A 22100-nucleotide genomic window follows, 5' to 3' on the forward strand; every position below is an offset into this window, starting at 1 on the left:
AATTACCCCTTATTTAACAACGAGCGAACCCACGGTCGGTGCTTTTCTCGTTGCAAAATTTCATTTTTAAGACGAATTAAAGTCACTGTTCCAACAAAAGCAGCAAAGGCTAAAATATTAACCATAAGAGGCCAAAACATACTTGGATCTATTGCTTTTGTATCTAGCTTTGTAATGCTTGCACCTTGGTGTAACGTATTCCACCACTCAACAGAGTAATGAATAATAGGTAAATTAATTACGCCAACAATTGCTAAAATAGAAGCCGCACGCCCTGCTGACTTCTTATCTTCAAATGCATGGTAAAGCGAAAGCACGCCAAGATATAAAAATAATAAAATAAGTTCAGACGTTAAACGCGCATCCCATACCCACCAAGCACCCCACATAGGTTTACCCCATGCAGCGCCAGTAATAAGCGCTATAGCAGTAATACATGCACCAACAGGCGCAATAGCAATAACAGCAAGCTCGGCATTTCGTAGCTGCCATACAAGTGCAACGATAGCGGCAATCGCCATTGATGAGTAAGCCCCCATAGATAAAATGGCAGAAGGCACATGAATAAAGATGATACGGTAGCTGTCTTTTTGTTGGTAATCGGCAGGTGCAAAACCAAGCCCCCATACCCATCCAACAATCATACTAACTACGGTAACTACGGCAAAATATGGCAGTAACGTATTGCATAACTGGTATGCACGCTCTGCTTTAGCATAGGGATGTAACCACTTCCACATTAACTTACACTCACTTTTAAAGCTGACGATATGGCAATTGGTGCGCTAATAATAGCAATAAGTAACATTGCACCAAGGATGGCAAGCTGCCCACTATAATCCAGTGACATTGTACTGGTATCGATAGCCGACGTTGCAAAAATCAAAACAGGAATATACAAAGGCAGTACGAGTAAACTCATCAAAATACCCCCTTTTTGTAATCCTACAGTAAGCCCTGCGCCTATTGCGCCAATAAAGCTCAATAGTGGAGTGCCTAATAATAATGTTAAAACAGTTGCTGTTAACGCCGTACTTTCTAGGTTTAACAACAATGCAAATAGCGGGGTCATTAATACAAGCGGTAAACCTGTTACCACCCAATGAGCAGCCACTTTAGCAAGTACGGTTAGCGATAATGGATAAGAGGATGCAATTAACTGCTCCAACGAGCCATCGTTAAAATCATCCCTAAACAACTTATCTAAACCCAACATGGTAGAGAGTAATGCGGCAACCCAAATAATACCTGGCGCCATTCTCGCAAGTAGACTGGGCTCAGGCCCTATTGCTAACGGAAATAATGAAATTACAATTAAGAAGAATAAAATAGGATTTACAATTTCGGCGCGCTGGCGAAACGCAAGTTTTACATCTTTGGTAAATACCGCACTAAATAGCAACCAATAAGAGTGTTGACGAGTCATTAGTGGCGATACTCCAGTGTAACCGTTTGTAAGTTACTAAAGTGGGTCGTTAAGTCTTGGTGGGTCGTTAATAAAATGGCACCACCGCTTTGTAAGTGTTCAGTAAATCGCTGCTGTAAAAAGGCGACACCGCTTTTATCAAGCGCGGTAAATGGCTCATCAAGTACCCATAATTTAGCATCACTTAACCAAAGCCTAACAAGCGCTACACGTCTTTGTTGTCCAGCAGATAACATTCTAACGGGTACATCTTCGAGTCCAACAAGGCCAAGTTGCGCTAAAATAGGATATAAATCAGGCTCATTTATGTAGCCATTAATTTGTAACCAGTGGCGAACATTTTCAACTGCACTAAGCTGAGTACTTACACCTGTTTTATGCCCTATAAAAAGCAGCTCTCTGGCATACTCTTCATAGTACTTAGATATAGGTTGATCTTGGAACAGAACAGACCCTTCATCAGGCACAGAAAAGCCAGCAATAATACGCAATAGCGATGTTTTACCAGCCCCATTAGGACCCGCTAATTGCATGATTTGACCGCTATTAAGGCTAAAATTAAGATCCGCAAACAAACAACGATCTTGCTTGATGCAGGTGACGGACTTAATGTGTAACAAGATGACGATTCTCTCTGCCAAAAATTAGGCGTTAGTCTACCATAATGATAGGGTAATACGAATATTGCTTTATAATCGATTAACAAAAACTTGATTTAAAATAATGAATACACCAACGCAAATAACATTATCTAACTCATTGGTTATCAATCAATCTGCTCACAGCCAGACCAATGAGTTACCACAGTTACCTAGTGAGGTACTTGCGGCTAAAAACATCCAATTTTCGAAAGACTCGATTACGCTTGATGTATTTATTGATAAGCATTGGCAAACATTAAGGCTTGGCACTACAAGCGCACCACAAAACCTGCAAAAAATAGTCAGTGCTAACATACAAATCAGCCCTGATGGTAAGCAGCTCAACATATCGCCAAACAGTACAACCTTTACTTTAAATCAGCCGGTACAATTGCAGCGCTTGTTAAATTATGTAAGCACGGGCACTGAGGTACAAAGCCAACCAATGGATGTACAAGTTGCTGTATCCCCTTCTCCCAAGTTAGTTATTGATAAACTCAACGCAAGTATTGCCATAAATAAAGACGTAGCCCAGTTACTTACAACAGAACAGCCTTTAAAAGTAGTTGTTAGTACGACTAATAAAGGCGCGCAGATTAATGTTATTAACCGCTTTGCTGATACGGTTCACTCGCAACCACTTAGCCAAACTAAACTTACTAATTTGCTCGCGGCCTTATTACCCAGTGCGCAACTTCAAGCAACACCAAAACTGGCTATTTTAACTCATCCTCAAAAGTCAGGTTCATTTACAACACCTATTACTAATCAACAACTTGCCGAACTACCTAATACACCTATTAAAGTAAATTTAGTGAACCAGGCAGATAAATTATTTATTAAAACCGATACAAACAATATAAAAGTAACGCTTAACAACTCATTCTCAAAACCATTTAACGAGTTACTTTTAGCGCAAAAAAGCAATGCACCTGAAGTAGCCGTTTCTGCGAGTAATATTAAAGTAAATCCATTATTGACCCTAAATAGTCCAATAAAATCGTGGTTACAAAATAGTTTTAGTGATTTAAAAACGCGAATTAATGATGCGGTTAAATATTTTGAAAATAAGCCTTTTGCTACAATAAGTAAATCTGAGTTAACGCAGCTATCAACTTCGCCCGCGCAACAAAAAACGTCTTTAGCTATACAACTGAGTGAATCACCGCTAAATAGAGTTAACATTACTCAAAGTGTGAGTACTGCGTTAAATAACAATACGAGCAATATTTTGCCAGAGCACTTTTCAAGGCTCCCGCCGATTGTACAATTAGCGCAACTAGTAAAAGGAAGTGTTAGTGTTTGGCAAACACCTGCAAACACAGCAACAACCTACACGCCAATAACAAATAATTCTACCCCAGGTGAAGTGGCGAGCGCTAAGCTAAGTGATTTAAAAGCAAGCCAATTAAAACCCCTTATTACTAGTGAAAGCAGTAAATCGAACACCTTGCTTAACCCTACCAATGAAGTAGTCACTAAGGGACTTACCACCTCCTCAGCACAGCTTGCAATAAACGATAATAATCAAAACAACACTAGCACAGTGAACACTAAAAGCATTACCTTGTTAACTGAGCCGTTATCTAATGCGCCCTCTCGTAGTCAAATGCTACAACCAATAGAAGCAAAACTATTAAGTACATTATTAAAGCTTCCTGATGCCACAACCCCTACAGATAGGCTGGCTTACAATAAACAACTTTTAAGCAGTCAAATTACTGATATTACAGATAAGGCAACAAAAGACACCCCTGATTTAACTCGCTTAATTAATCAGGCATTTAACCGTATGGTTTCAAGTAATAACATAAACCCTGCAACCATACAGCGTGAGATACTTGCTACTTTACAGCCCACTCAACTAGCGGGTGATATGCTGCAAAGTAGTTTCACTAAAGGGCTTGAACAGGTGGCTGTGAGTATTTTAGCTGCGCCTCTGATTAGCCAATCAGTAACGCCTATCAGTTTTAATAATCAAACTGGCTTAGATGCTCTCTTACAAGTACTTATACCTACTTTTAAAATGGGTAACACGGGAGCAAAAATGCTTGAACAGCTTCAACAAGCTCAAGTACAAGCTTTGGCCAGCGAAATCGTACACGTTAAAAACACACTTACCCAAGTAAGTGTCTCAACACCAAATCAACAGCCAGACACAAACCCGCTTGCACAATTTTTATTACCGATGAGATTACCTCCAGAAGCAGCCCAAACAGAAATAACACTTGGACAGTATAAAAAGCCAAGCGCCGGTAAATTAGAAGATAAAAATGTATGGTTTGTCAGATTAAACTTTGATTATGCCCAACTTGGGCAGCTACAAATTACTGCAGAGTTAATGGATAAAGCACTCGATTGCCAGCTATTAGCCTCGAGCCAAGAAGTAAGTGCAATTGCTCACCCTCACTTAGATAATTTAAGATCAAAACTAGCTAAACATGGCTTACAAGTTGGCGAGCTCAATTTAAGGCGAGGCGATGCCAACAATCAGGCATTCTATAAATCTCACGCAATTATTAATATTAAGGTTTAGCTATGAGTGATACACCGATTAATAAATCAGCCATTGGGCTTTTGTACGAAGCTGGTAACACACCCACTGTAAGTGTTAAGGGGTTTGGTGAATTAGCTGATGAAATAATAGCAGCGGCTAAACTAAAAGGAATTATGATCCACGAAGATGCAGCACTTGCTAAAACGTTGTCGCATTTAGAGTTAGGAGAAGAAATTCCTAAAGAGCTTTATTATGTTATTGCAGAGCTTATTGCGTTTTCGTATGTATTAAGAGGTCAATTTCCGCCAGGTTGGCAGGATTTTCAAGGTAAGTTAAATATTAAGGCTTGAGCCAATTTATCCGCACATAAAAAAAGGCGCTAAGCACCTTTTTGTTTATGTAATGAAAATAGTAATTCGGCTTCTGCTCGTGGTAGTTCGCACTCGCGTATTACTTCATCAAGGTCTGCACCTAACTCAACCATTTTTACAGCACGAGAGTAAATTTTAGCATCAGGGTCATCGTATTTTTGCGCCGCTTGCTGTTGCATTAAATCTTGGTTTTGTTGTTCAACTTCAAGCACTCGCTTACCAATACTTAAGAGCCCGGTTCTAATCTCCGAAATTTCACTGCGCAAAATATGAGTCTGCTCAGAGCTATCTTTAAGCTGCTGCGATACAGCATTAATTTCATTCGCGTGTTTATTTTTTAATGCAATAATTAACGCCAGCGATATAAGTCCTACCGCTAACGCTGATATAGCTATACTAAGTAACACCATAATTTATTTGGTAAAGCTTATATATCGCTTAACTCATCCCATTCGTCATCACTGAGTAACTTATTTAAATCAACCAAAATCAGTAATTCATTATCGCGGTTACAAACACCTTGAATAAACTTAGCGCTTTCTTCAGTACCAACATTTGGCGCACTGTCGATTTCAGAGCTGCGCAAGTAAACCACTTCCGATACGCTGTCGGCTAAAATACCAATAACTTGCTCTTCTGCTTCAATAATTAAGATGCGAGAGTTGTCAGTTGCATCAGCAGCTAGCAAACCAAAACGTGCGCGAGTATCAATAACGGTAACAACGTTGCCGCGTAAGTTAATAATACCAATCACATATGAAGGTGCACCTGGTACAGGAGCTATCTCTGTATAACGAAGTATTTCTTGTACTTGCATTACATTTACGCCGTAGGTTTCTTCCTCTAGCTTAAACGTAACCCACTGTAAAATTTCATCGTTATTATCTGCGTTTTTATTTGCTGACAGTAATTTATCTTGATTCATGCTATTACCCCGTAATGGTCATTACTACTGACGGCTATCTAAGCCTTTCTCTAATAATATATTTAAATTATCTACGTCTATCAAAGCACACATTTTTTCTTTTATAACGCCAGCAAGCCATGGGCGCTTGCTTTTATTTGTACGCCATTTTACATCTTCTTTACTCAATGTAATGTTATTTATCAACTTTTCAGCTAATAAACCCCACTGGCTATCACCTAGTGTAATCAAATATTGATAATCTAAAGACGCCTCTAATTTATCATCATATTTTTCTGGCATAACCCAACGCGCAGTATCAACAACATTAAGCTTTTCTTCTCTGTTGAGCATAACGCCTTTAAACCATTTCGGCTTACCAAACAAATGATTTACTTCACCTAATTGATGTATTCCACCAAGTGCTTTTAATGGCACAGCCAAGGTCAAGCCAGCAACTTCAAAAAACAATGCCTGAAATTCACCATCAAAATAGTCTGATTGGCTAGTAGTTACAATCTCCAGCTCTGGCTTTTCTATAGTAGTAATTGCAGGTGCTATTACTTCCTCGTCAACCACTTCATTAACTTTTTCAGTTTCAAACGCTGGCTCAGCTATTGGCTCAATTTCAACATTGAGCAAGTCATTATCAAATGTACTCTCTGCTGCTTTTAATTGCTCTTTAAGTTTTGAATGAATATGCTGTTGTGAATCATCTGGGATTTGCTCAAGTAATTTTGCAACTGGCTCAAGGTTATCTACAGGCTCATCTTCACATAACAAAGCCCCAAGGTATTGTTTCATTACTTTTTCATTAGCAAACAATTGCTTACTCATTCATTAACCTTGTTCAATTAAATATTCTAGCAGTGCTTTATATGCGTATACACCGCGCGAGCGAGGACAATACTCTACAGGTACTTTTTGTGCAAAGCTTGCATCTCTAAATTTGGTATCCACCGGTATCACACCTGGCCAAACTTTATCACCATATGTACTTTGCAATGTTTTGTATGCTTCTAACGATGCTTTAGTACGTTTGTCGTACATGGTAGGAATTATAGTATATTGATAATCTTTTGCTTGAGAGGATTGCATCAAATCCATAGTACGCATCATTCTATCAAGCCCTTTGAGTGCTAAAAACTCCGTTTGCACTGGCACTAAAATTCGCTCACTTGCTGCAAGCGCATTGACCATTAACACCCCTAAAACTGGAGGGCAATCTAAAATGGCATAATCGTAATGTTCGCTAATTTTTGCAAGCGCTTTTTTTAGTATTAACCCCATCCCTGTTTTATTACCCATACTTCGGTCAAGCGTAGCTATTGCCATAGTCGCAGGTAAAATATCCAGGTTTTGAAGTGTTGATGGACACAAAGCTTGGAGTATCTCTTCACTTTGCATACTTGTACCTCGGGAAAAAATATCGTACACACTGACTTCTAAATCCTCTGAATCAATGCCAAAGTAATAAGTGAGTGACGCATGAGGGTCTGTATCTATAAGCAACACACGTTTACCTTGTAATGCCAAAATACCGGCAAGGCTCACTGCGGTTGTTGTTTTACCAACCCCTCCTTTTTGATTAGCGACAGTCCAAATCTTCACATTACATCCTAATTACTGTTCATTGCGCGTTGTTATGCGAATACCACCATGAGGCAAACGAATTATTTTTATTGTATCGTCATCTGAAGGAAGTTCAATTTCAGGTTCAATCACTGCAGGCTCATCAGCTTGCCCGTCACTTTTAACCTCTTGTTTTGGCGGTAATCCATACTTAGAAAGTGCGATAACAACTTTACGATTTTCTGCGCGCCCTTGCTCTGTATCGTTACTTGCAAAAGGTGAATATTGACCATAACCTTCTATCGCCATTCTAGCTGAATTAATGCCTAATGCTTCCAGCTCTACTAATATTGACGTGGCTCTAGATACCGACAGTTCCCAATTTGAGCGAAATATTTCATTGCGAATACTTTCATCATCAGTATAACCTCGTACTCTTACATAGTTATCTACTGGTGCAATAATATCTTTAACAATCTTGACGACCTGTTTTGCTCGAGAGTGTGCAACTGAACTACCACTTGAAAATAACATACCTGAGCTTAGCTCTATAATCAGCCAATCTTGGTTAAGCTCTAAACTGGCTTCTCCATCACGGATTTCATCAATAAGCGCTGACTGTAATTTAATTAATAAACTATCAAGAGGGTTGCCTAAATACTTTTGCTGGATGTTGCTTGTATCACTTTGGCCGTCGAGTAGCTCAGGACCTTGCTCTTCTTTTAATATACTTTCGCCATAAAGGACTTCTTGTTCAGGTGTCACTCTATCTGTCAATATTCCATTACCGTTGACACCTTCACCTTGCTGGGAGTATTGGCGAGCTGACTTATCAAAAACGTGTTCAAGGGAATCTGACAATATTTGGAATTGTTCTTCTTTATTAATCGCTATCGCATACAGAACCACAAAAAAAGCAAACATAATAGTCATGTAATCGGCATACGATACAAGCCAACGTTCGGTATGTTGACTTTTAGCAGCAGAGTGACGAAGTCGTCGGCGTAACATGTTATTCGTCCACTAAATTAGGGCGCTCTACACGATAGGCTTCAAGCTTTAATTCTATATTTACTGGGCTTTCACCTATGCTTATTGCAATAACGCCTTCAGCAAGCATTTCATGGTAAAGCATTTTTTGCTCTACACGCTGTTTTAACTTATTTGCCATAGGTAAAAACAATAAATTAGCTAAACCAACACCATAAATGGTCGCAATAAATGCCGTTGCAACGCCGGCGCCAAGCATTTGTGGATCGGTAATAAACGACATTGCCTGTATTAAGCCAAGCACCGCACCTAAAATACCAATGGTAGGGCTGTAACCCCCCATTGCTTCATAAACACGCGCGGCTTCAAGCAAACGATCGCGCTCTAGCAGTAAATCAATTTCAAGCGTGTCACGTAGTTTTTGCTCTGAGCAGCCATCGACAAGTAAGCTTAAACCTTTTGCTGCATACGCATCTGGGTGAGCTAAGGCTTCATTCTCAAGCGCTAAGTAACCTTCTTGACGTGCTTTATGAGACCATCGTTTAACTTGCTCTATTGCGTCTTCAATATCGTATTGTGGTGCAACAAAAACCCACGAGCTCATATTTAGCATCTTTTTGAATGTGCTAGCAGAGGTTTGCAACATAGCAGCGCCAAGCGTGCCACCTAGTACAATAATAAGCGCAGGGCCATTAAATAAAGCTGAAACAACACCGCCTTCTAAAGAATAACCTAGACCTATTGCACTAAGTGCTACCAATAGTCCAAATATTGAGAGTTTATCCACAACCTACCTCTCTCATTATACGCGCTGCAACATCGCTCAATGCTAAGCTTTCACTTGAAAGCCCCGCATTAGCAATTGCTTGGGGCATTCCATAAACGACACAGCTTTTCTCATCCTGTGCCCAAATAGTTGCCCCCGTTTGTTTTAACATTCTTGCACCATCACGACCATCAGCGCCCATACCTGTTAAAACAATAGCAAGTACATCACCTTGGTACGTTTTAGCTGCACTAGCAAACGTTACATCTACGCTTGGTTTATAACTTATTCTCTCGCTATGATCTTCAAATACGCGCAGCGTTCTATTAGCTCCACGCCCCTCTACCATCATCTGCTGCCCGCCAGGCGCTAAATAAGCAGTTCCTGGTTGTAAGCGATCGCCCTGTTGTGCTTCTTTCACTTTTATTTGGCACAAACCATTTAAGCGCGCTGCAAACGCGGGTGTAAATGCAGCTGGCATGTGCTGAATAAGTAAAATAGGGTGAGGAAAATTAGCAGGCAATTGAGTCAATATAGTTTGCAAAGCAACAGGACCACCTGTAGAAGTACCAATAGCTAAAAGTTGATATTGTTTTCCACTTGCTCGCATTGAGGCAACATTTGAACTTGTCGATGCAGCAGGCGCAGCTCTTTGAAAGCTTCTATCAGGCTGCTTGATTTGAGTTGTTGATGTGCTTGTGCTTTGCGAAAGTGAACTTGTTGGTTTCGTTGAAATGACTGGTTTAGCTGGTGTTGCCGCTCTAAATGTTCGCGGTAAACGTCTTCGTCCTATATCTTTTACTTTACTTTGCAAAAGCTTAATTGCATCTTCATTATTGCGTGCAATATCTTCAAATTTTTTCGGTAAAAAATCCATTGCGCCAGCATCTAACGCATCAAACGTTGCTGTTGCACCATCACGTGTAAGTGATGAAAACATTAAGATAGGAGTTGGGTTACTCGCCATTATCTCTTTAACTGCGCTAATACCATCAAGCACAGGCATTTCGACATCCATGGTGATCATGTCAGGACGCAATTGAGCTGCTTTCTCAACAGCCTCTCTGCCATTAACAGCAAAGCCTATAACTTGTATATCGCTATCTTGCTCAAGGATTTCGCTTACTCTACGGCGAAAAAAGCTTGAATCATCAACAACTAAAACTTTAACGGCCATTTAGCTCTCTTATTAAATTTATGCGTAGGTATATATTAAATATATACCTACTTTATTATTAGCCTGCGTAATGTTTTAACATGTTTGGAACGTCTAAAATCAGTGCAATGCCGCCATCTGAAGTTATTGTAGCGCCTGCCATACCTGGCGTTCCTTGAAGTAACGCATCAAGCGGCTTAATCACTACTTCTTCTTGGCCAATTAATGAATCAACAACAAAACCAATTTGTTGCGTACCAATTTGTACAATAACGACGTGACCTTTAGATTTTCGCTGAGAACGATCTGAGCCTTTTACTAACCAATGCTCAAGGTAAAATAACGGTATCGCCTTTTTACGCACAATAATTGTTAATTGCCCATCAACTACATTCGTCTTCGTTAAATCTAAATTGAATATCTCACTAACACCAGCCAGTGGTAACGCAAATGTTTGTGCGCCAACAATGACCATTAATGTCGGTAATATAGCCAAGGTAAGTGGTACTTTTATTTCTAAAATAGTACCAACACCAAGTTCAGACTGAATGCTTACTGAGCCATTAAGTTGCGTGATCTTAGTTTTAACTACGTCCATTCCTACACCACGGCCTGAAATATCAGATATTTCTTCTTTTGTAGAAAAGCCAGGTGCAAAAATCAGGTTATATGCTTCGGTGTCAGAAAGTCGACTCGCTTGGTCATGATCGAGTACGCCTTTACTAATTGCAATTTTTTTCAGTTTTTCAGCATCCATACCTGCACCATCATCTTTGATGGTTAGCAAAATATGGTCGCCCTCTTGAGACGCTGATAAAGTAACATTACCTGTTCTAGGCTTACCAGCTGCTTCACGAACAGCGGGCATTTCAATACCATGGTCAACTGAGTTTCTAACTAAATGCACAAGCGGGTCGGCAAGTGCTTCAACTAAGTTTTTATCTAGATCGGTTTCTTCACCAATAAGTTTTAAATCAATATCTTTATTTAAGCTACGTGCTAAGTCGCGTACAACGCGAGGGAAGCGACCAAATACCTTCTTAATTGGTTGCATTCGCGTTTGCATAACCGCACCTTGAATATCCGCAGTCACTACATCTAAGTTAGAGATTGCTTTACCCATCGCTTCACTGTCTGAGTTAGTCGCTAAACTAACCAAACGATTTCGTACAAGAACTAACTCACCAACCATATTCATAATTTGATCGAGTCGTTTTGTATCTACGCGAACAGTGGTCTCTGCTGCTGGTGGCGCTGATTTTTTTGGAGCTGCTGGTGGTACTTTAGCTACTGGCTTCTCTGGCGCTTTTTCAACTGGTTTTGGAGTAGGAGCTTTAGCTGGCTCAGCTTTTTTTACTGGTTCACTCACTTGTTTAGCTGGCGGTGAAACAGGTTCAGGTTGTTTTGCAGCTGGCGCACTTTCTATCGATTTAGGAGCAGTGCCTTTACCATGAAGTTCATCAAGAAGCGCTTCAAATTCGTCATCACTAATTTCATCATCTGATGAATTAACTGTATTTACAGCTGGTATAGCAGATTCTACAGGTGTTTTATTGGCATCATTTTGTTCAGGTTTGCTCGTAACTTCACCAAAACTGCCAACACCATGTAACTCGTCTAATAAGCTGTCAAATTCATCATCAGTAATATCACCACTAAAATCACTACTACTTGCTACTGGTTTTTCAACTGCAGGACCTTGTCCTTTACCGTGCAGCTCATCAAGTAAGCTTTCAAATTCGTCTTCAGTGATTTCATCTATTTCAGCATCGCTAACCGAAGGCGCTCCGCTAAATAGTTCATCAAATGCAAACGGATCTTCATCATCAGCTACCGGTGTATCCACCACTTCATTATGAGGTTGTTCAACCTCTGTTTGTGAAGAGGCTTCAGTGGCTTCGGCCTCTGTTGGAGGTAGACCTAAGATATGAAGAGTATGAAGTAATTCAGGATCTGCAGGTTCAGGCTTGTCTCTGTTTTGGATAGTCGCAAACATCTCATTAATGGTGTCTAGTGCTTGTAAAATAACATCCATTAACTCTGAGTTGACTGTTCGCACGCCTTGACGTAGTAAATCAAATACGTTTTCAGCACCGTGACAAGCATCAACAAGTTCTGTCATAGCTAAAAAGCCTGCACCACCTTTTACAGTGTGAAAACCTCTAAATATAGCGTTTAGTAACTCGGTATCTTCTGGATTATTTTCCAGCTCAACTAACTGTTCAGATAAAAGCTCTAGGATTTCTCCAGCCTCTACAAGAAAGTCTTGTAAAATATCTTCATCGACTTCAAACATGCAGTTACTCTCCTCTTAGAAGCCCAAACTTGATAAAAGATCATCAACTTCATCTTGATCAGATACAACATCATTACGCGATTCTTTATCAATAATAGGGCCTTCAGGACCTGCTAAAGTTTGTGTGGCAACTGGTTCTTTTATTTTTTGTTGTTCTACTTTATTCGCGGTGCTGTTAGTGTCGTCTTGTTCAGCAAACGCAGTTAAAAGATGAAGTAAACTTTCTTCTACTTCCCTAACAAGTTCGATAACACGGCGAATAACTTGACCTGTTAAGTCTTGATAGTCTTGAGCCATTAATACATTTGTCATTAAGTTTTGAAGCTCATCAGTCTTATGATGAGAGTTGTTCATAAACTTATCGATGCTATGGCAAAGTTGCTTAAACTCACCAAGCTCAATCTCGCGGCTCATTAAACGATCCCATGTCGGTTTGATATGAGATATTTCGTCCGCTAACTGTTGGGCTATAGGTAAACTGGCCTCCACTGCATCCATTGTTTTATTAGCCGCATTTTCTGTCATTTCTATAACATAATTAAGCCGCTTTTTAGCATCTGGAATCGCATCTGTCGTTATATCAGTTAAGCGAGTATCAAGCTCAAAACTTTTAAGGGCTTCGTGCAGTTGACGAGTCAACTTTCCAACTTCAGCAAATAATTCAGACTGCTCTTTAGATGCAGCCTCTAAAATCAACTGATTTGCTTTGTCTTGCTCATCATTTTCTAAAAAAACAACGAGCTGACGAGCTTGTTCTAACGTTATTTGAGGCGCAGCTGGTGCTGGCATAAGCCTCTCCCCCATCATTAGCCTAAGCGTTCAAATACTTTTTCTAATTTAGTTTTTAATGTTCCAGCCGTAAATGGCTTAACAATATAACCATTAACACCAGCTTGCGCTGCAGCTATTATTTGTTCTTTTTTAGCCTCTGCCGTTACCATTAATACAGGGATATGTTTTAACTTATCGTCTGCACGTATTGCTCTTAAAAGATCAATACCCTGCATTCCAGGCATATTCCAATCCGTAACTACAAAATCAAACACTTGATTTTGCAACATAGGCAAAGCTGTAGACCCATCATCAGCTTCTTGAACGTTAGTGAAACCTAAGTCACGTAACAGGTTTTTTATAATGCGTCTCATCGTTGAAAAATCATCAACTACAAGAATTTTCATGTTTTTATCCAAAACATCCCCCAGTGAGGTATTAACCTTTGTTTACTTACTACTAATTTATCCAGTCATTGATTTTAGCTTTAAGCTTAATCATCGCCTGACCATGTATCTGACTTACACGCGATTCACTTACATCGAGTATATGTCCTATTTCTTTTAAATTCATTTCATCGTTGTAGTACAAAGAAAGCACCATTGCATCACGCTCTGGTAATGACTTAATTGCACTTAGCAAAGACTCATTAAACCTATCATTTTTAACATTATTAAAAGGTTTATCTTGTGCTAAATCTTGGCCTACAGGAGTAATAACATCCTCATCTACACCAAGGTCTTCAATGCCTAATATTTTGCTCGTATTCGCATCATTTAAAATATGATGGTACTCATTGAGCGAAATTTCAAGTTTTTCAGCAACTTCTATGTCCGTTGGTTCGCGGTTCAGACTACTTTCGAGCTCAGTAATTGCTTCTGCAACTTGCCTGTTTTTACGGTGAACTGAACGAGGAGCCCAATCACCACGGCGCATTTCATCAAGCATAGCACCGCGAATACGAATACCTGCAAAAGTTTCAAAGCTTGCGCCTTTTGTTGCATCAAAGTTTTTCGAAGCTTCTATTAAGCCTATCATTCCTGATTGAATTAAATCATCAAGTTGAACGCTAGGTGGTAATCGAGCAATTAGATGACATGCCACTTTTTTAACAAGTGATGCATGCTTCTCAACAATCACATTTAAATTTTGTGTTGATTGATATCCCATAGCTCTATTCACCAGTGTTGTCATAATTAACCGTTTACTAGTTTCTCAATGAAAAACTCTAAATGCCCAGATGGTTGGTTGGGTATTGGCCATTTAACTGCTTTTGTTGCCAGCGTTTTAAACGCAAGAGCGGCTGGCGAATTTGGAAAGAGCTCTACTATTACTTTTTGACGACGTGTTGCTTTGCGCATATTTTCATCATAAGGAACCGTTGCTACTAGCTCCATTGATACATCTAAAAAGCGGTCGGTAACTTTAGATAGCTTTGCAAACAATTCAGTGCCTTCACGCATACTGCGCACCATATTGGCAACAATTTTAAATTTATAAACGCCGTGCTCACGACTTAATACTTTAATAAGTGCGTAAGCGTCGGTGATTGATGTCGGCTCATCGCATACAACAACCATTACATCTTGCGCTGCACGCGAGAAGCTCAGTACCATGTCTGAAATACCAGCAGCTGTATCTACAATTAAAATATCAAATTCGGTATTCAATTCGCTAAACGCACGAATTAGCCCAGCATGCTCAGATGGTGATAATTCAACCATACTTTGCGAACCCGATGTAGCGGGTACAATTTTAATTCCTGCAGGGCCTTCAACTAAAATTTCATCAAGCTCACATTCACCAGACAAGACATGTGACAAGTTACGCTCTACACGTAAACCAAGCATCACATCACAGTTTGCTAAACCCAAGTCAGCATCCAGCACTAATACTCGATTACCTTGCTGCCCAAGTGCAATAGCTGTATTTAGAGAAACATTTGTTTTCCCTACTCCACCTTTACCACCGGTTACAGCGATAACTTTTACGCCGTTGTTATTGTTTTGACTCATTTTGCGCAGGCCGCTTGCTTGATCTAATACTGTGTTAATCATACATCCCTACTGTGCTTGGCGCCACTGATTGGTGCCTTGAATGTTGTTCTTTTGTTCTTTTTAAATATAATTGCTCAGCCTTTTTAACTAGTTTCTCAGCATTTGCAACACGAATATCCTCTGGTACTCGTTGACCATTAGTAAGATACCCTATTGGAAGGCGATTTTGAATCGCAATACTAATAATCTCACCCAAACTTAATGATTCGTCTAACTTAGTGAAAATACAGCCACTTAACTGTACTTTTTTAAAGTGACGTACAGTTTCTTGCAATACATTAATTTGTGCTGTCGCGCTAAGTACTAAGTAGCTGCGAATATCTACACGTTGGTTACGCATTAACGTGTTTAATTGCTCAGTTAAACGTAAATCTCGCTGGCTCATACCTGCTGTGTCAATTAATACTAGACGTTTATTTCGTAAATGATATAAAACTTCAGCTAATTCATTAGCATCTTTAACTTGCTTAACACCACAACCAATAATACGACCATATGTTGCAAGTTGTTCATAAGCACCAATTCTGTATGTATCAGTGGTTATTAACGCCACTTTATCGGCACCATATTTTTGTGCGCCTAGAGCTGCAAGCTTAGCAACAGTCGTTGTTTTACCCACACCAGTTGGACCCACTAACGCATATACACCACCTTGGCGAAGTATTTCATTATTGGTTGTTTGCATTTGATCTTCGACCATAGTTAACAATGCTTTCCAACCTTGCTTACGAGACACATCATCAGGTACAAAACATGCCATTTGCTGTGCTACTTCTTTATCGATACCCATACCGACTAAACGGTCAACCATACAAGCGCGTGTTGGATCGCGACGCGCCATATCTTGCTGCATCAAGCCTGATACTTGGTGCTCAAGTAATTGACGAATTGCGTTCATTTCTTCACGCATTGTTGTCATTTCTTCGCTTTCATTATTAGGTGCTTGTTGGCGAGTGGTTACGGGGCTATCTAAATCATCAAAGTCGCGGTCTAAATCATCAAAACCTAAGCTATCCGCTTGAGTTTGTGGACGAACTGGCGCAGCAGCTTCAGGAGCAAACATATTTTTAGTACGCTGCCCCATATCTGGTTCTTGATAGTTATCAGTAGTATCAATACCCGATTGTGAAAACATTGATGCAAGCTCAGGAGAACGAGGACGCGGTGATTGACGCTCTAATAATGCTTGTAGGCTGTCAGCAACTTTTGCTTGAGGCTCAGGCTTGGCACGCTGTGGCTCTGGTTTTACAAAATTATGCATGCTTTGTTGTGGCGCCTGAGTACGCGGCTCTGCAGGGCGTTGTGGTTGCGCTGCTACTTTAGGGGCTGCTTTGTCATAATCAACTGCCGCTACAATTTCTACACCGTTAGCCAGTTTTTTATTTGACATAATAACCGCATCAACACCTAACTCATCTTTAACTTCTTTAAGTGCTGTGCGCATATCTTTAGCAAAAAAACGTTTAATTTTCATGATTCAACCCCTGTTAAAATCTTATTGTTGGCCTACCGAGCTTACAATTTTGATCTGTCTTTCGTCTGGTACCTCTTGATAAGACATCACTCTCAATCCTGGAATGGTGTACTTAACAAAACGAGATAACACAGTGCGTAACATTCCTGACGTTAGCAATATAGAAGGTTCGCCGGCCATTTCTTGATTTTGATGCGCTTGTGTCAATGACACTTGAAGTCGCTCTGCAAGTCCTGGCTCAATACCGGCACCTTCATCGCCTGCATTTTGTAATGACTGATGCAACATTTGTTCCAACTCAGGCGCCAAGGTTATGACAGGGATTTCTGATGACATGCCCACCGCATCTTGAACAATTAATCTACGCAGTGAAATACGCACTGCAGCCGTTAATACATCAGGGTCTTGACTACGTGGGCCATACTCAACAAGGGTTTGAACAATTGAGCGCATATCGCGAATAGCCACGCCTTCATTTAATAAATTTTGTAGTACTTTTACAATAGCAGTTAATGGCAATACATCAGGTACTAGTCCTTCCACTAAGCGAGGATGGCTTTTAGCAAGCATATCAAGTAGGTTTTGAACTTCTTCATGCCCTAGTAATAACGCTGCACTGTTAGTTAATAACTGGCTAATATGAGTGGCAACTACCGTGGCTGAATCTACAACGGTATAACCTAGTGATTGTGCTTCATCTTTTTGATCAGGCTTGATCCATACGGCATCAAGGCCAAACGCAGGATCTTTTGTTTCAACCCCTTTAATTGGACCAAATACTTGTCCTGGGTTAATCGCTAGCTCGTCGCCATGCTTAAGCTCGCTTTCACCGGTTGAAACCCCCATTAGTGTTATTCTGTAAGCGTTAGGGTCAAGCTCTAAGTTGTCGCGTATATGTACCGGCGGCACTAAAAAACCAAGCTCTTGAGAAAGCTTTTTACGCACCCCCTTAATACGATTAAGTAGCTCACCACCTTGTGATTGGTCCACTAACGGAATTAATCTATAACCGACTTCTAAGCCAATTACATCAACCTGCTGAACGTCATCCCAGCCTAGTTCTTTTTGTTCTTGTTTATTAGCAACACCCGTTGCAACGCTTCCGCCATTAGCGGCCTCTTCAGCTTCTGCCGCAGCAGCTTTTAATTTACTTTGCTGTGTGTAGTAAGCTAAGTAACCCAGTAACGCACCTAAACTTAAAAAAGCAATATGCGGCATACCAGGCACTAAGCCCATGATGATCAAAATACCAGATGCAATAAAGAGTGACTTTTCGTTGCCTAGTTGTTTCTTAAATTGGTCCCCCATATTGAGCGACTCATTTTGGCGTGTTACAACAATCGCGGTACCAATTGAAAGCAGTAAAGAAGGGAGTTGAGCAACTAAGCCATCGCCAATGGTAAGTAATGTATATACTTCCATTGCATTGCCAAAACTCAAATTGTGCTGGATCATACCGACAAATAAACCACCAACAATATTGATGATTAGTATAACAATACCTGCAATCGCATCACCTTTTACAAATTTACTCGCACCATCCATTGAGCCGTAAAAATCAGCTTCGCGAGTTACTTCCTCGCGGCGGTCACGCGCTTGTTCTGCGCTGATAAAGCCTGCGTTCAAATCGGCGTCAATTGCCATTTGTTTACCCGGCATTGCATCAAGGGTGAAACGCGCAGATACCTCAGAAATACGACCAGCACCTTTAGTAATTACTACAAAGTTAATAATGATCAGGATTAAAAACACAACCAAACCAACAGCGTAGTTACCACCAATAACAACTGAGCCAAACGCTTCAATTACTTTACCGGCAGAGTCACCACCATTGTGGCCTTCAAGTAACACAACTCGAGTACTGGCAACGTTAAGTGCTAAGCGCATAATTGTAGCGATTAGTAATACAGAGGGGAAAATACCAAATTCAACTGGCTTCATCGTGTAAACAGTTACAAGTAAAACCACTAACGCGAGAGCAATATTAAACGAGAAAAGGATATCGAGTAAAAATGGCGGTAGTGGTAAAATCACCATTCCCAAGGCAGCAAGCACAAGCAAAGGTGTACCTACCCCTTTGGCATAGTCTTTTTTGTCTCTGTTAAGTTGTTGTAATACCGCTTTAAAACTCATAATTCTACAATTTCAAAAAATTGACACTACGTAGAATTTGCAATAACTATTCCAAGTTACTCAGTTAACGGTTTAATACTTGTAGGCATCGGGGATTGGCAGCTTTTTATTGAGCTTAGTTGGACGTTTACCGCGCCCTTTATTAAAGCGCTTAAGCTGAAATACATACGCTAAAACTTGCGCTACTGCGGTAAATAGCTGATCGGGTATTTGCTCTCCTACTTCAGCCGTATGATAAAGCGCTCGGGTCAACATGGGGGATTCTAATATAGGTACTTCATTTCCTATTGCTACTTTTCGAATTTGCATCGCCATTTCATCAATGCCTTTAGCAAGCACTATAGGCGCACCTGCGCGCTCCGTGTCGTATTTTAATGCTACAGAGTAGTGAGTTGGGTTCGTAACAATAACATCAGCGTCAGGAACATCTTGCATCATGCGGTTTTGCGACATTTGCCTTTGTGTTTGCCTAATGCGCGCTTTTATTTGTGGGTCACCTTCAGAGTTTTTATACTCATCTTTAATTTCTTGCATTGTCATTTTAAGTTGTTTGTTATGGTTGTAACTTTGAAATGGTGCATCAATGGCGGCAATAACAATTAAAGTGCACGAAAGGCCTAAAAACATCCACCCTAAAATCTCTAAGGCATGAATAATATTACCCGGCGTACTTTCTAAACTTAAATGCAGTATTTCATCAAAATAAGTATTAATTAAAAACACTGCAAAACTTGCTACTAAACCAAATTTTAAAAGTGACTTTACAAGCTCAATAGCCGCTTGTGGGCCAAACATCCGCTTAAAGCCCTTCATTGGCGACATTTTACTTGCTTTAGGTGCAGCAGCTTCCCAGCTAAAATTAAAACCACCGAGTAACGTATTACCAATAAATGCAGCCAAAACGATAATTAACACAAACATAGCCATAGGAAACATCAACGCGTCTGCAACCTCTCCCCACACGGCAAACATTTTAGTGGTATCAAAGGCTTCGTTGCGGTTTAAGCTAAGGGTTCGGCCCATTACATTGTATAAACCTTTACCAATTTCAGGACCATACATCAAAAGCGATATAGCCGAAAAAATAAGTACAAACATGGTACCTAACTCTTTTGAGCGTGCTATTTGGCCTTTCTTTTTAGATTCTTCAAGCTTTTTGGATGTGGGTTCTTCTGTTTTTTCTTGTCCTGAGTCTTCAGACATGACTTTCTCCTAAGGTGAGCAACCAACTAAAGTACACATTAGCTCAACCATTTTTAACCATTGAAACTCAAACTGAGTAACAAAGTTACCTAGTGTCGCCCAAATAATAATAAGTCCCGCTACCAAGGTAAACGGAAAACCAATAGAGAAAATATTTAATTGTGGCGCTGCACGCGTCATAATCCCAAACGACATATTAATAACGAGCATTGCGGTAAGCGGTGCAAGTGAGAGTACCAGTGCTGTAGTAAACATCCAGCCGCCCCAAGTCACTATGTCCCAGTAATGATCTACAGACCACCATGTGCCATCAATGGGTAGCACTTGAAAGCTATGCACCACCATTTGAATCATCATTAAATGACCGTTAAAAGCAAAAAATAACAAAGTGGCCAAAATAAGGAAAAACTGACCAACCGCTGGAACGCTTGCGCCATTAGAGGGGTCAATAACCGAAGCAAAACCCAAACCGGTTTGCATCGCAAGTATTTGCCCTGCTAACACAAAAGTATTTAATAAAAGTATAGATGCAAAACCAATAGCAACACCAATCAGCATTTGTTGAATAACGACTAAAATCATCTCAAACGAAAATAAATTAGTGAATGTAGCGGGCGGCAGAACAGGAACAACAAGAAAAGTTACAACAACTGATAACCCCATTTTTATCCGTGTAGGTACATTTTTAGCCCCTAAACCAGCCATAATCATAATCATTGAGCTAATGCGTACCAGGGGCAGCAAAAAATCGCTCAACCATTGAATAACGACAGCAAAGGGGTATTCCACGTTTAACCTGCAATTTCAGGAATAAGTAATACTAGGCGAGTAAAAAAATCCATCAGTTCTTGAGTAAGCCAGTGCCCACCTACAATAAGCGCACTAATGGTAATTAATAAACGAGGTAAAAAGCTCAACGTTTGTTCATTGATTGATGTTGCCGCCTGAAACACAGCAACCACTAAACCAATAATTAGGCCTGGGACAACGATTGCAGACACCAATTTAATAACTAAAAACAGCGCGTCACTTAGAATATCAACAAAAATTTCCGGTTCCATGTTGTACTCCTATTGTTGGGTCATGTTAATGCTTTGCATACTAAGTCCCTAAACCAAAGCTTTTAGCTAGAGTCCCCATCACTAAGCTCCAACCATCAACAAGTACAAACAGCATAATTTTAAACGGTAAGGACACTATCATGGGGGAAAGCATCATCATACCCATCGCCATTAATACCGAAGCGACCACTAAATCAACAATTAAAAATGGGATAAAAAACATAAACCCAATTATAAATGCCGTTTGCAGTTCGCTGGTTACAAATGCCGGTATTAACACTATTAATGGCGTATCTTGTGGCGAATTTAGCTGATCGTAACCAGCAATTTTAGCGAACGTTTCTAAATCTTTTAAACGCACCTGTGAAAGCATAAATGCTTTCATTGGCTCTTTAGCAAGCTCTAAAGCCTCTACTGATGTAACCTGCTCATTTAAGTAAGGCTCTATAGCTCGCTCGTTTACCTGCTGATAAATAGGCGCCATTATAAAAATACTTAAAAAAAGTGACATACCTAATAACACTTGGTTTGACGGTGTTTGCTGTAAGCCAATTGCTTGGCGCAAAATGGCGAGTACAACAATAATTCGTGTAAAAGAGGTCATCATAATTATGGCGGCCGGTATAAAACTCAGCGCCGTCATAATTGCTAAAACTTGTAACGTTACTGAGTAATCTTGTGTGCCATCAGCGTTTGTTGTAATGGTAAGGGCATCAATTCCTTCTGCACTTACATTTGGTACAAACACCATGGCAAAAATAATAAGCAGCCACTTTGTCATA

General features: G+C 40.1%; 23 protein-coding genes. 2 read left to right on the plus strand and 21 right to left on the minus strand.

The window, feature by feature from the left end; genetic code table 11:
• Nucleotides 1-2: 2 nt before the first annotated feature.
• The 3 genes from GQR47_RS03020 to ccmA are packed head-to-tail and all read right to left on the minus strand — an operon-like array spanning nt 3 to nt 2046.
• A complete protein-coding gene (locus tag GQR47_RS03020; RefSeq protein WP_002959285.1) occupies nt 3-740 on the minus strand; it encodes a heme ABC transporter permease in 738 nt (245 codons plus the stop codon).
• Nucleotides 740-1426: a heme exporter protein CcmB gene (gene ccmB / locus GQR47_RS03025; RefSeq protein ID WP_165723519.1), complete on the minus strand. Its 687-nt coding sequence runs from the start codon at nt 1424-1426 to the stop codon at nt 740-742. Before ccmB ends, GQR47_RS03020 begins: the two co-directional genes overlap by 1 nt.
• Nucleotides 1426-2046 (minus strand): cytochrome c biogenesis heme-transporting ATPase CcmA, encoded by a 621-nt coding sequence (gene ccmA, locus GQR47_RS03030; RefSeq protein ID WP_152609331.1) that lies wholly within the window; start codon nt 2044-2046, stop codon nt 1426-1428. Before ccmA ends, ccmB begins: the two co-directional genes overlap by 1 nt.
• 103 nt (nt 2047-2149) lie before the next feature.
• Between ccmA and GQR47_RS03035 the strand changes: the two genes are divergently transcribed.
• Complete coding sequence (locus tag GQR47_RS03035) at nt 2150-4603, plus strand: flagellar hook-length control protein FliK (RefSeq protein ID WP_165723520.1); 2454 nt, start codon at nt 2150-2152, stop codon at nt 4601-4603.
• 2 nt (nt 4604-4605) lie between these two features.
• Nucleotides 4606-4914, plus strand: coding sequence for an EscU/YscU/HrcU family type III secretion system export apparatus switch protein (locus tag GQR47_RS03040; protein ID WP_007377933.1), 309 nt, complete (start codon nt 4606-4608; stop codon nt 4912-4914).
• Between the two features lie 29 nt (nt 4915-4943).
• Here the strand turns inward: GQR47_RS03040 and GQR47_RS03045 are convergent, their stop codons facing one another.
• From GQR47_RS03045 to fliP, 18 genes are all read right to left on the minus strand, one after another.
• Nucleotides 4944-5345 (minus strand): DUF2802 domain-containing protein, encoded by a 402-nt coding sequence (locus GQR47_RS03045; RefSeq protein ID WP_024595394.1) that lies wholly within the window; start codon nt 5343-5345, stop codon nt 4944-4946.
• A gap of 17 nt (nt 5346-5362) precedes the next feature.
• Nucleotides 5363-5860, minus strand: a complete 498-nt coding sequence (locus tag GQR47_RS03050; RefSeq protein WP_002959294.1) for a chemotaxis protein CheW — start codon at nt 5858-5860, stop codon at nt 5363-5365.
• A 24-nt stretch (nt 5861-5884) separates the two neighbouring features.
• Nucleotides 5885-6676: a chemotaxis protein CheW gene (locus tag GQR47_RS03055; protein WP_165723521.1), complete on the minus strand. Its 792-nt coding sequence runs from the start codon at nt 6674-6676 to the stop codon at nt 5885-5887.
• Between the two features lie 3 nt (nt 6677-6679).
• The gene (locus tag GQR47_RS03060) at nt 6680-7450 is read right to left on the minus strand and encodes a ParA family protein (RefSeq protein WP_165723522.1); all 771 of its coding nucleotides are present in this window, start codon (nt 7448-7450) and stop codon (nt 6680-6682) included.
• A gap of 12 nt (nt 7451-7462) precedes the next feature.
• On the minus strand, nt 7463-8422 hold the full coding sequence (locus tag GQR47_RS03065; protein ID WP_165723523.1) for a flagellar motor protein MotB: 960 nt from the start codon (nt 8420-8422) through the stop codon (nt 7463-7465).
• Nucleotide 8423: 1 nt separating this feature from the next.
• On the minus strand, nt 8424-9188 hold the full coding sequence (locus tag GQR47_RS03070; RefSeq protein WP_165723524.1) for a flagellar motor protein: 765 nt from the start codon (nt 9186-9188) through the stop codon (nt 8424-8426).
• The gene (locus GQR47_RS03075) at nt 9181-10344 is read right to left on the minus strand and encodes a chemotaxis response regulator protein-glutamate methylesterase (protein WP_165723525.1); all 1164 of its coding nucleotides are present in this window, start codon (nt 10342-10344) and stop codon (nt 9181-9183) included. The genes GQR47_RS03070 and GQR47_RS03075 overlap by 8 nt, the downstream gene beginning before the upstream one ends.
• Before the next feature lie 58 nt (nt 10345-10402).
• Entirely contained in the window at nt 10403-12619 is a 2217-nt protein-coding gene (locus GQR47_RS03080; protein ID WP_165723526.1) for a chemotaxis protein CheA, read from the minus strand.
• 15 nt (nt 12620-12634) lie between these two features.
• Nucleotides 12635-13408, minus strand: coding sequence for a protein phosphatase CheZ (locus GQR47_RS03085; protein ID WP_024595388.1), 774 nt, complete (start codon nt 13406-13408; stop codon nt 12635-12637).
• Nucleotides 13409-13425: 17 nt separating this feature from the next.
• Entirely contained in the window at nt 13426-13809 is a 384-nt protein-coding gene (gene cheY, locus GQR47_RS03090) for a chemotaxis response regulator CheY (protein ID WP_008132609.1), read from the minus strand.
• A 40-nt stretch (nt 13810-13849) separates the two neighbouring features.
• Nucleotides 13850-14560, minus strand: coding sequence for an RNA polymerase sigma factor FliA (locus tag GQR47_RS03095; protein ID WP_002959310.1), 711 nt, complete (start codon nt 14558-14560; stop codon nt 13850-13852).
• Between the two features lie 26 nt (nt 14561-14586).
• A complete protein-coding gene (locus tag GQR47_RS03100) occupies nt 14587-15447 on the minus strand; it encodes a MinD/ParA family protein (protein ID WP_002959312.1) in 861 nt (286 codons plus the stop codon).
• Nucleotides 15440-16921 carry a flagellar biosynthesis protein FlhF gene (gene flhF / locus GQR47_RS03105; protein ID WP_165723527.1) on the minus strand — a complete coding sequence of 494 codons (1482 nt, stop codon included), beginning with the start codon at nt 16919-16921 and terminating at the stop codon, nt 15440-15442. The genes GQR47_RS03100 and flhF overlap by 8 nt, the downstream gene beginning before the upstream one ends.
• 21 nt (nt 16922-16942) lie before the next feature.
• A complete protein-coding gene (gene flhA / locus GQR47_RS03110) occupies nt 16943-19054 on the minus strand; it encodes a flagellar biosynthesis protein FlhA (RefSeq protein ID WP_039484610.1) in 2112 nt (703 codons plus the stop codon).
• A 72-nt stretch (nt 19055-19126) separates the two neighbouring features.
• Nucleotides 19127-20257, minus strand: a complete 1131-nt coding sequence (gene flhB, locus GQR47_RS03115) for a flagellar biosynthesis protein FlhB (protein WP_165723528.1) — start codon at nt 20255-20257, stop codon at nt 19127-19129.
• Between the two features lie 9 nt (nt 20258-20266).
• On the minus strand, nt 20267-21046 hold the full coding sequence (fliR, locus tag GQR47_RS03120; protein ID WP_024596364.1) for a flagellar biosynthetic protein FliR: 780 nt from the start codon (nt 21044-21046) through the stop codon (nt 20267-20269).
• Between the two features lie 2 nt (nt 21047-21048).
• Entirely contained in the window at nt 21049-21318 is a 270-nt protein-coding gene (fliQ, locus tag GQR47_RS03125) for a flagellar biosynthesis protein FliQ (protein ID WP_002959325.1), read from the minus strand.
• 40 nt (nt 21319-21358) lie between these two features.
• A complete protein-coding gene (gene fliP, locus GQR47_RS03130) occupies nt 21359-22099 on the minus strand; it encodes a flagellar type III secretion system pore protein FliP (RefSeq protein WP_002959327.1) in 741 nt (246 codons plus the stop codon).
• Nucleotide 22100 lies beyond the last annotated feature (1 nt).

It is taken from the genome of Pseudoalteromonas sp. Z1A2, from assembly GCF_011378755.1.
In the GTDB taxonomy this organism is placed as follows: domain Bacteria; phylum Pseudomonadota; class Gammaproteobacteria; order Enterobacterales; family Alteromonadaceae; genus Pseudoalteromonas; species Pseudoalteromonas distincta.

Coding starts and splice junctions, on each gene's coding strand:
- fliP (WP_002959327.1), bottom strand. CDS start 22,099: ATGACAAAGTGGCTGCTTATTATTTTTGCCATGGTGTTTGTACCAAAT.
- GQR47_RS03055 (WP_165723521.1), bottom strand. CDS start 6,676: ATGAGTAAGCAATTGTTTGCTAATGAAAAAGTAATGAAACAATACCTT.
- GQR47_RS03065 (WP_165723523.1), bottom strand. CDS start 8,422: ATGTTACGCCGACGACTTCGTCACTCTGCTGCTAAAAGTCAACATACC.
- GQR47_RS03020 (WP_002959285.1), bottom strand. CDS start 740: ATGTGGAAGTGGTTACATCCCTATGCTAAAGCAGAGCGTGCATACCAG.
- flhF (WP_165723527.1), bottom strand. CDS start 16,921: ATGAAAATTAAACGTTTTTTTGCTAAAGATATGCGCACAGCACTTAAA.
- GQR47_RS03075 (WP_165723525.1), bottom strand. CDS start 10,344: ATGGCCGTTAAAGTTTTAGTTGTTGATGATTCAAGCTTTTTTCGCCGT.
- flhB (WP_165723528.1), bottom strand. CDS start 20,257: ATGTCTGAAGACTCAGGACAAGAAAAAACAGAAGAACCCACATCCAAA.
- GQR47_RS03040 (WP_007377933.1), top strand. CDS start 4,606: ATGAGTGATACACCGATTAATAAATCAGCCATTGGGCTTTTGTACGAA.
- GQR47_RS03050 (WP_002959294.1), bottom strand. CDS start 5,860: ATGAATCAAGATAAATTACTGTCAGCAAATAAAAACGCAGATAATAAC.
- GQR47_RS03080 (WP_165723526.1), bottom strand. CDS start 12,619: ATGTTTGAAGTCGATGAAGATATTTTACAAGACTTTCTTGTAGAGGCT.
- GQR47_RS03045 (WP_024595394.1), bottom strand. CDS start 5,345: ATGGTGTTACTTAGTATAGCTATATCAGCGTTAGCGGTAGGACTTATA.
- GQR47_RS03085 (WP_024595388.1), bottom strand. CDS start 13,408: ATGCCAGCACCAGCTGCGCCTCAAATAACGTTAGAACAAGCTCGTCAG.
- GQR47_RS03095 (WP_002959310.1), bottom strand. CDS start 14,560: ATGGGATATCAATCAACACAAAATTTAAATGTGATTGTTGAGAAGCAT.
- flhA (WP_039484610.1), bottom strand. CDS start 19,054: ATGAGTTTTAAAGCGGTATTACAACAACTTAACAGAGACAAAAAAGAC.
- GQR47_RS03035 (WP_165723520.1), top strand. CDS start 2,150: ATGAATACACCAACGCAAATAACATTATCTAACTCATTGGTTATCAAT.
- GQR47_RS03100 (WP_002959312.1), bottom strand. CDS start 15,447: ATGATTAACACAGTATTAGATCAAGCAAGCGGCCTGCGCAAAATGAGT.
- ccmB (WP_165723519.1), bottom strand. CDS start 1,426: ATGACTCGTCAACACTCTTATTGGTTGCTATTTAGTGCGGTATTTACC.
- fliQ (WP_002959325.1), bottom strand. CDS start 21,318: ATGGAACCGGAAATTTTTGTTGATATTCTAAGTGACGCGCTGTTTTTA.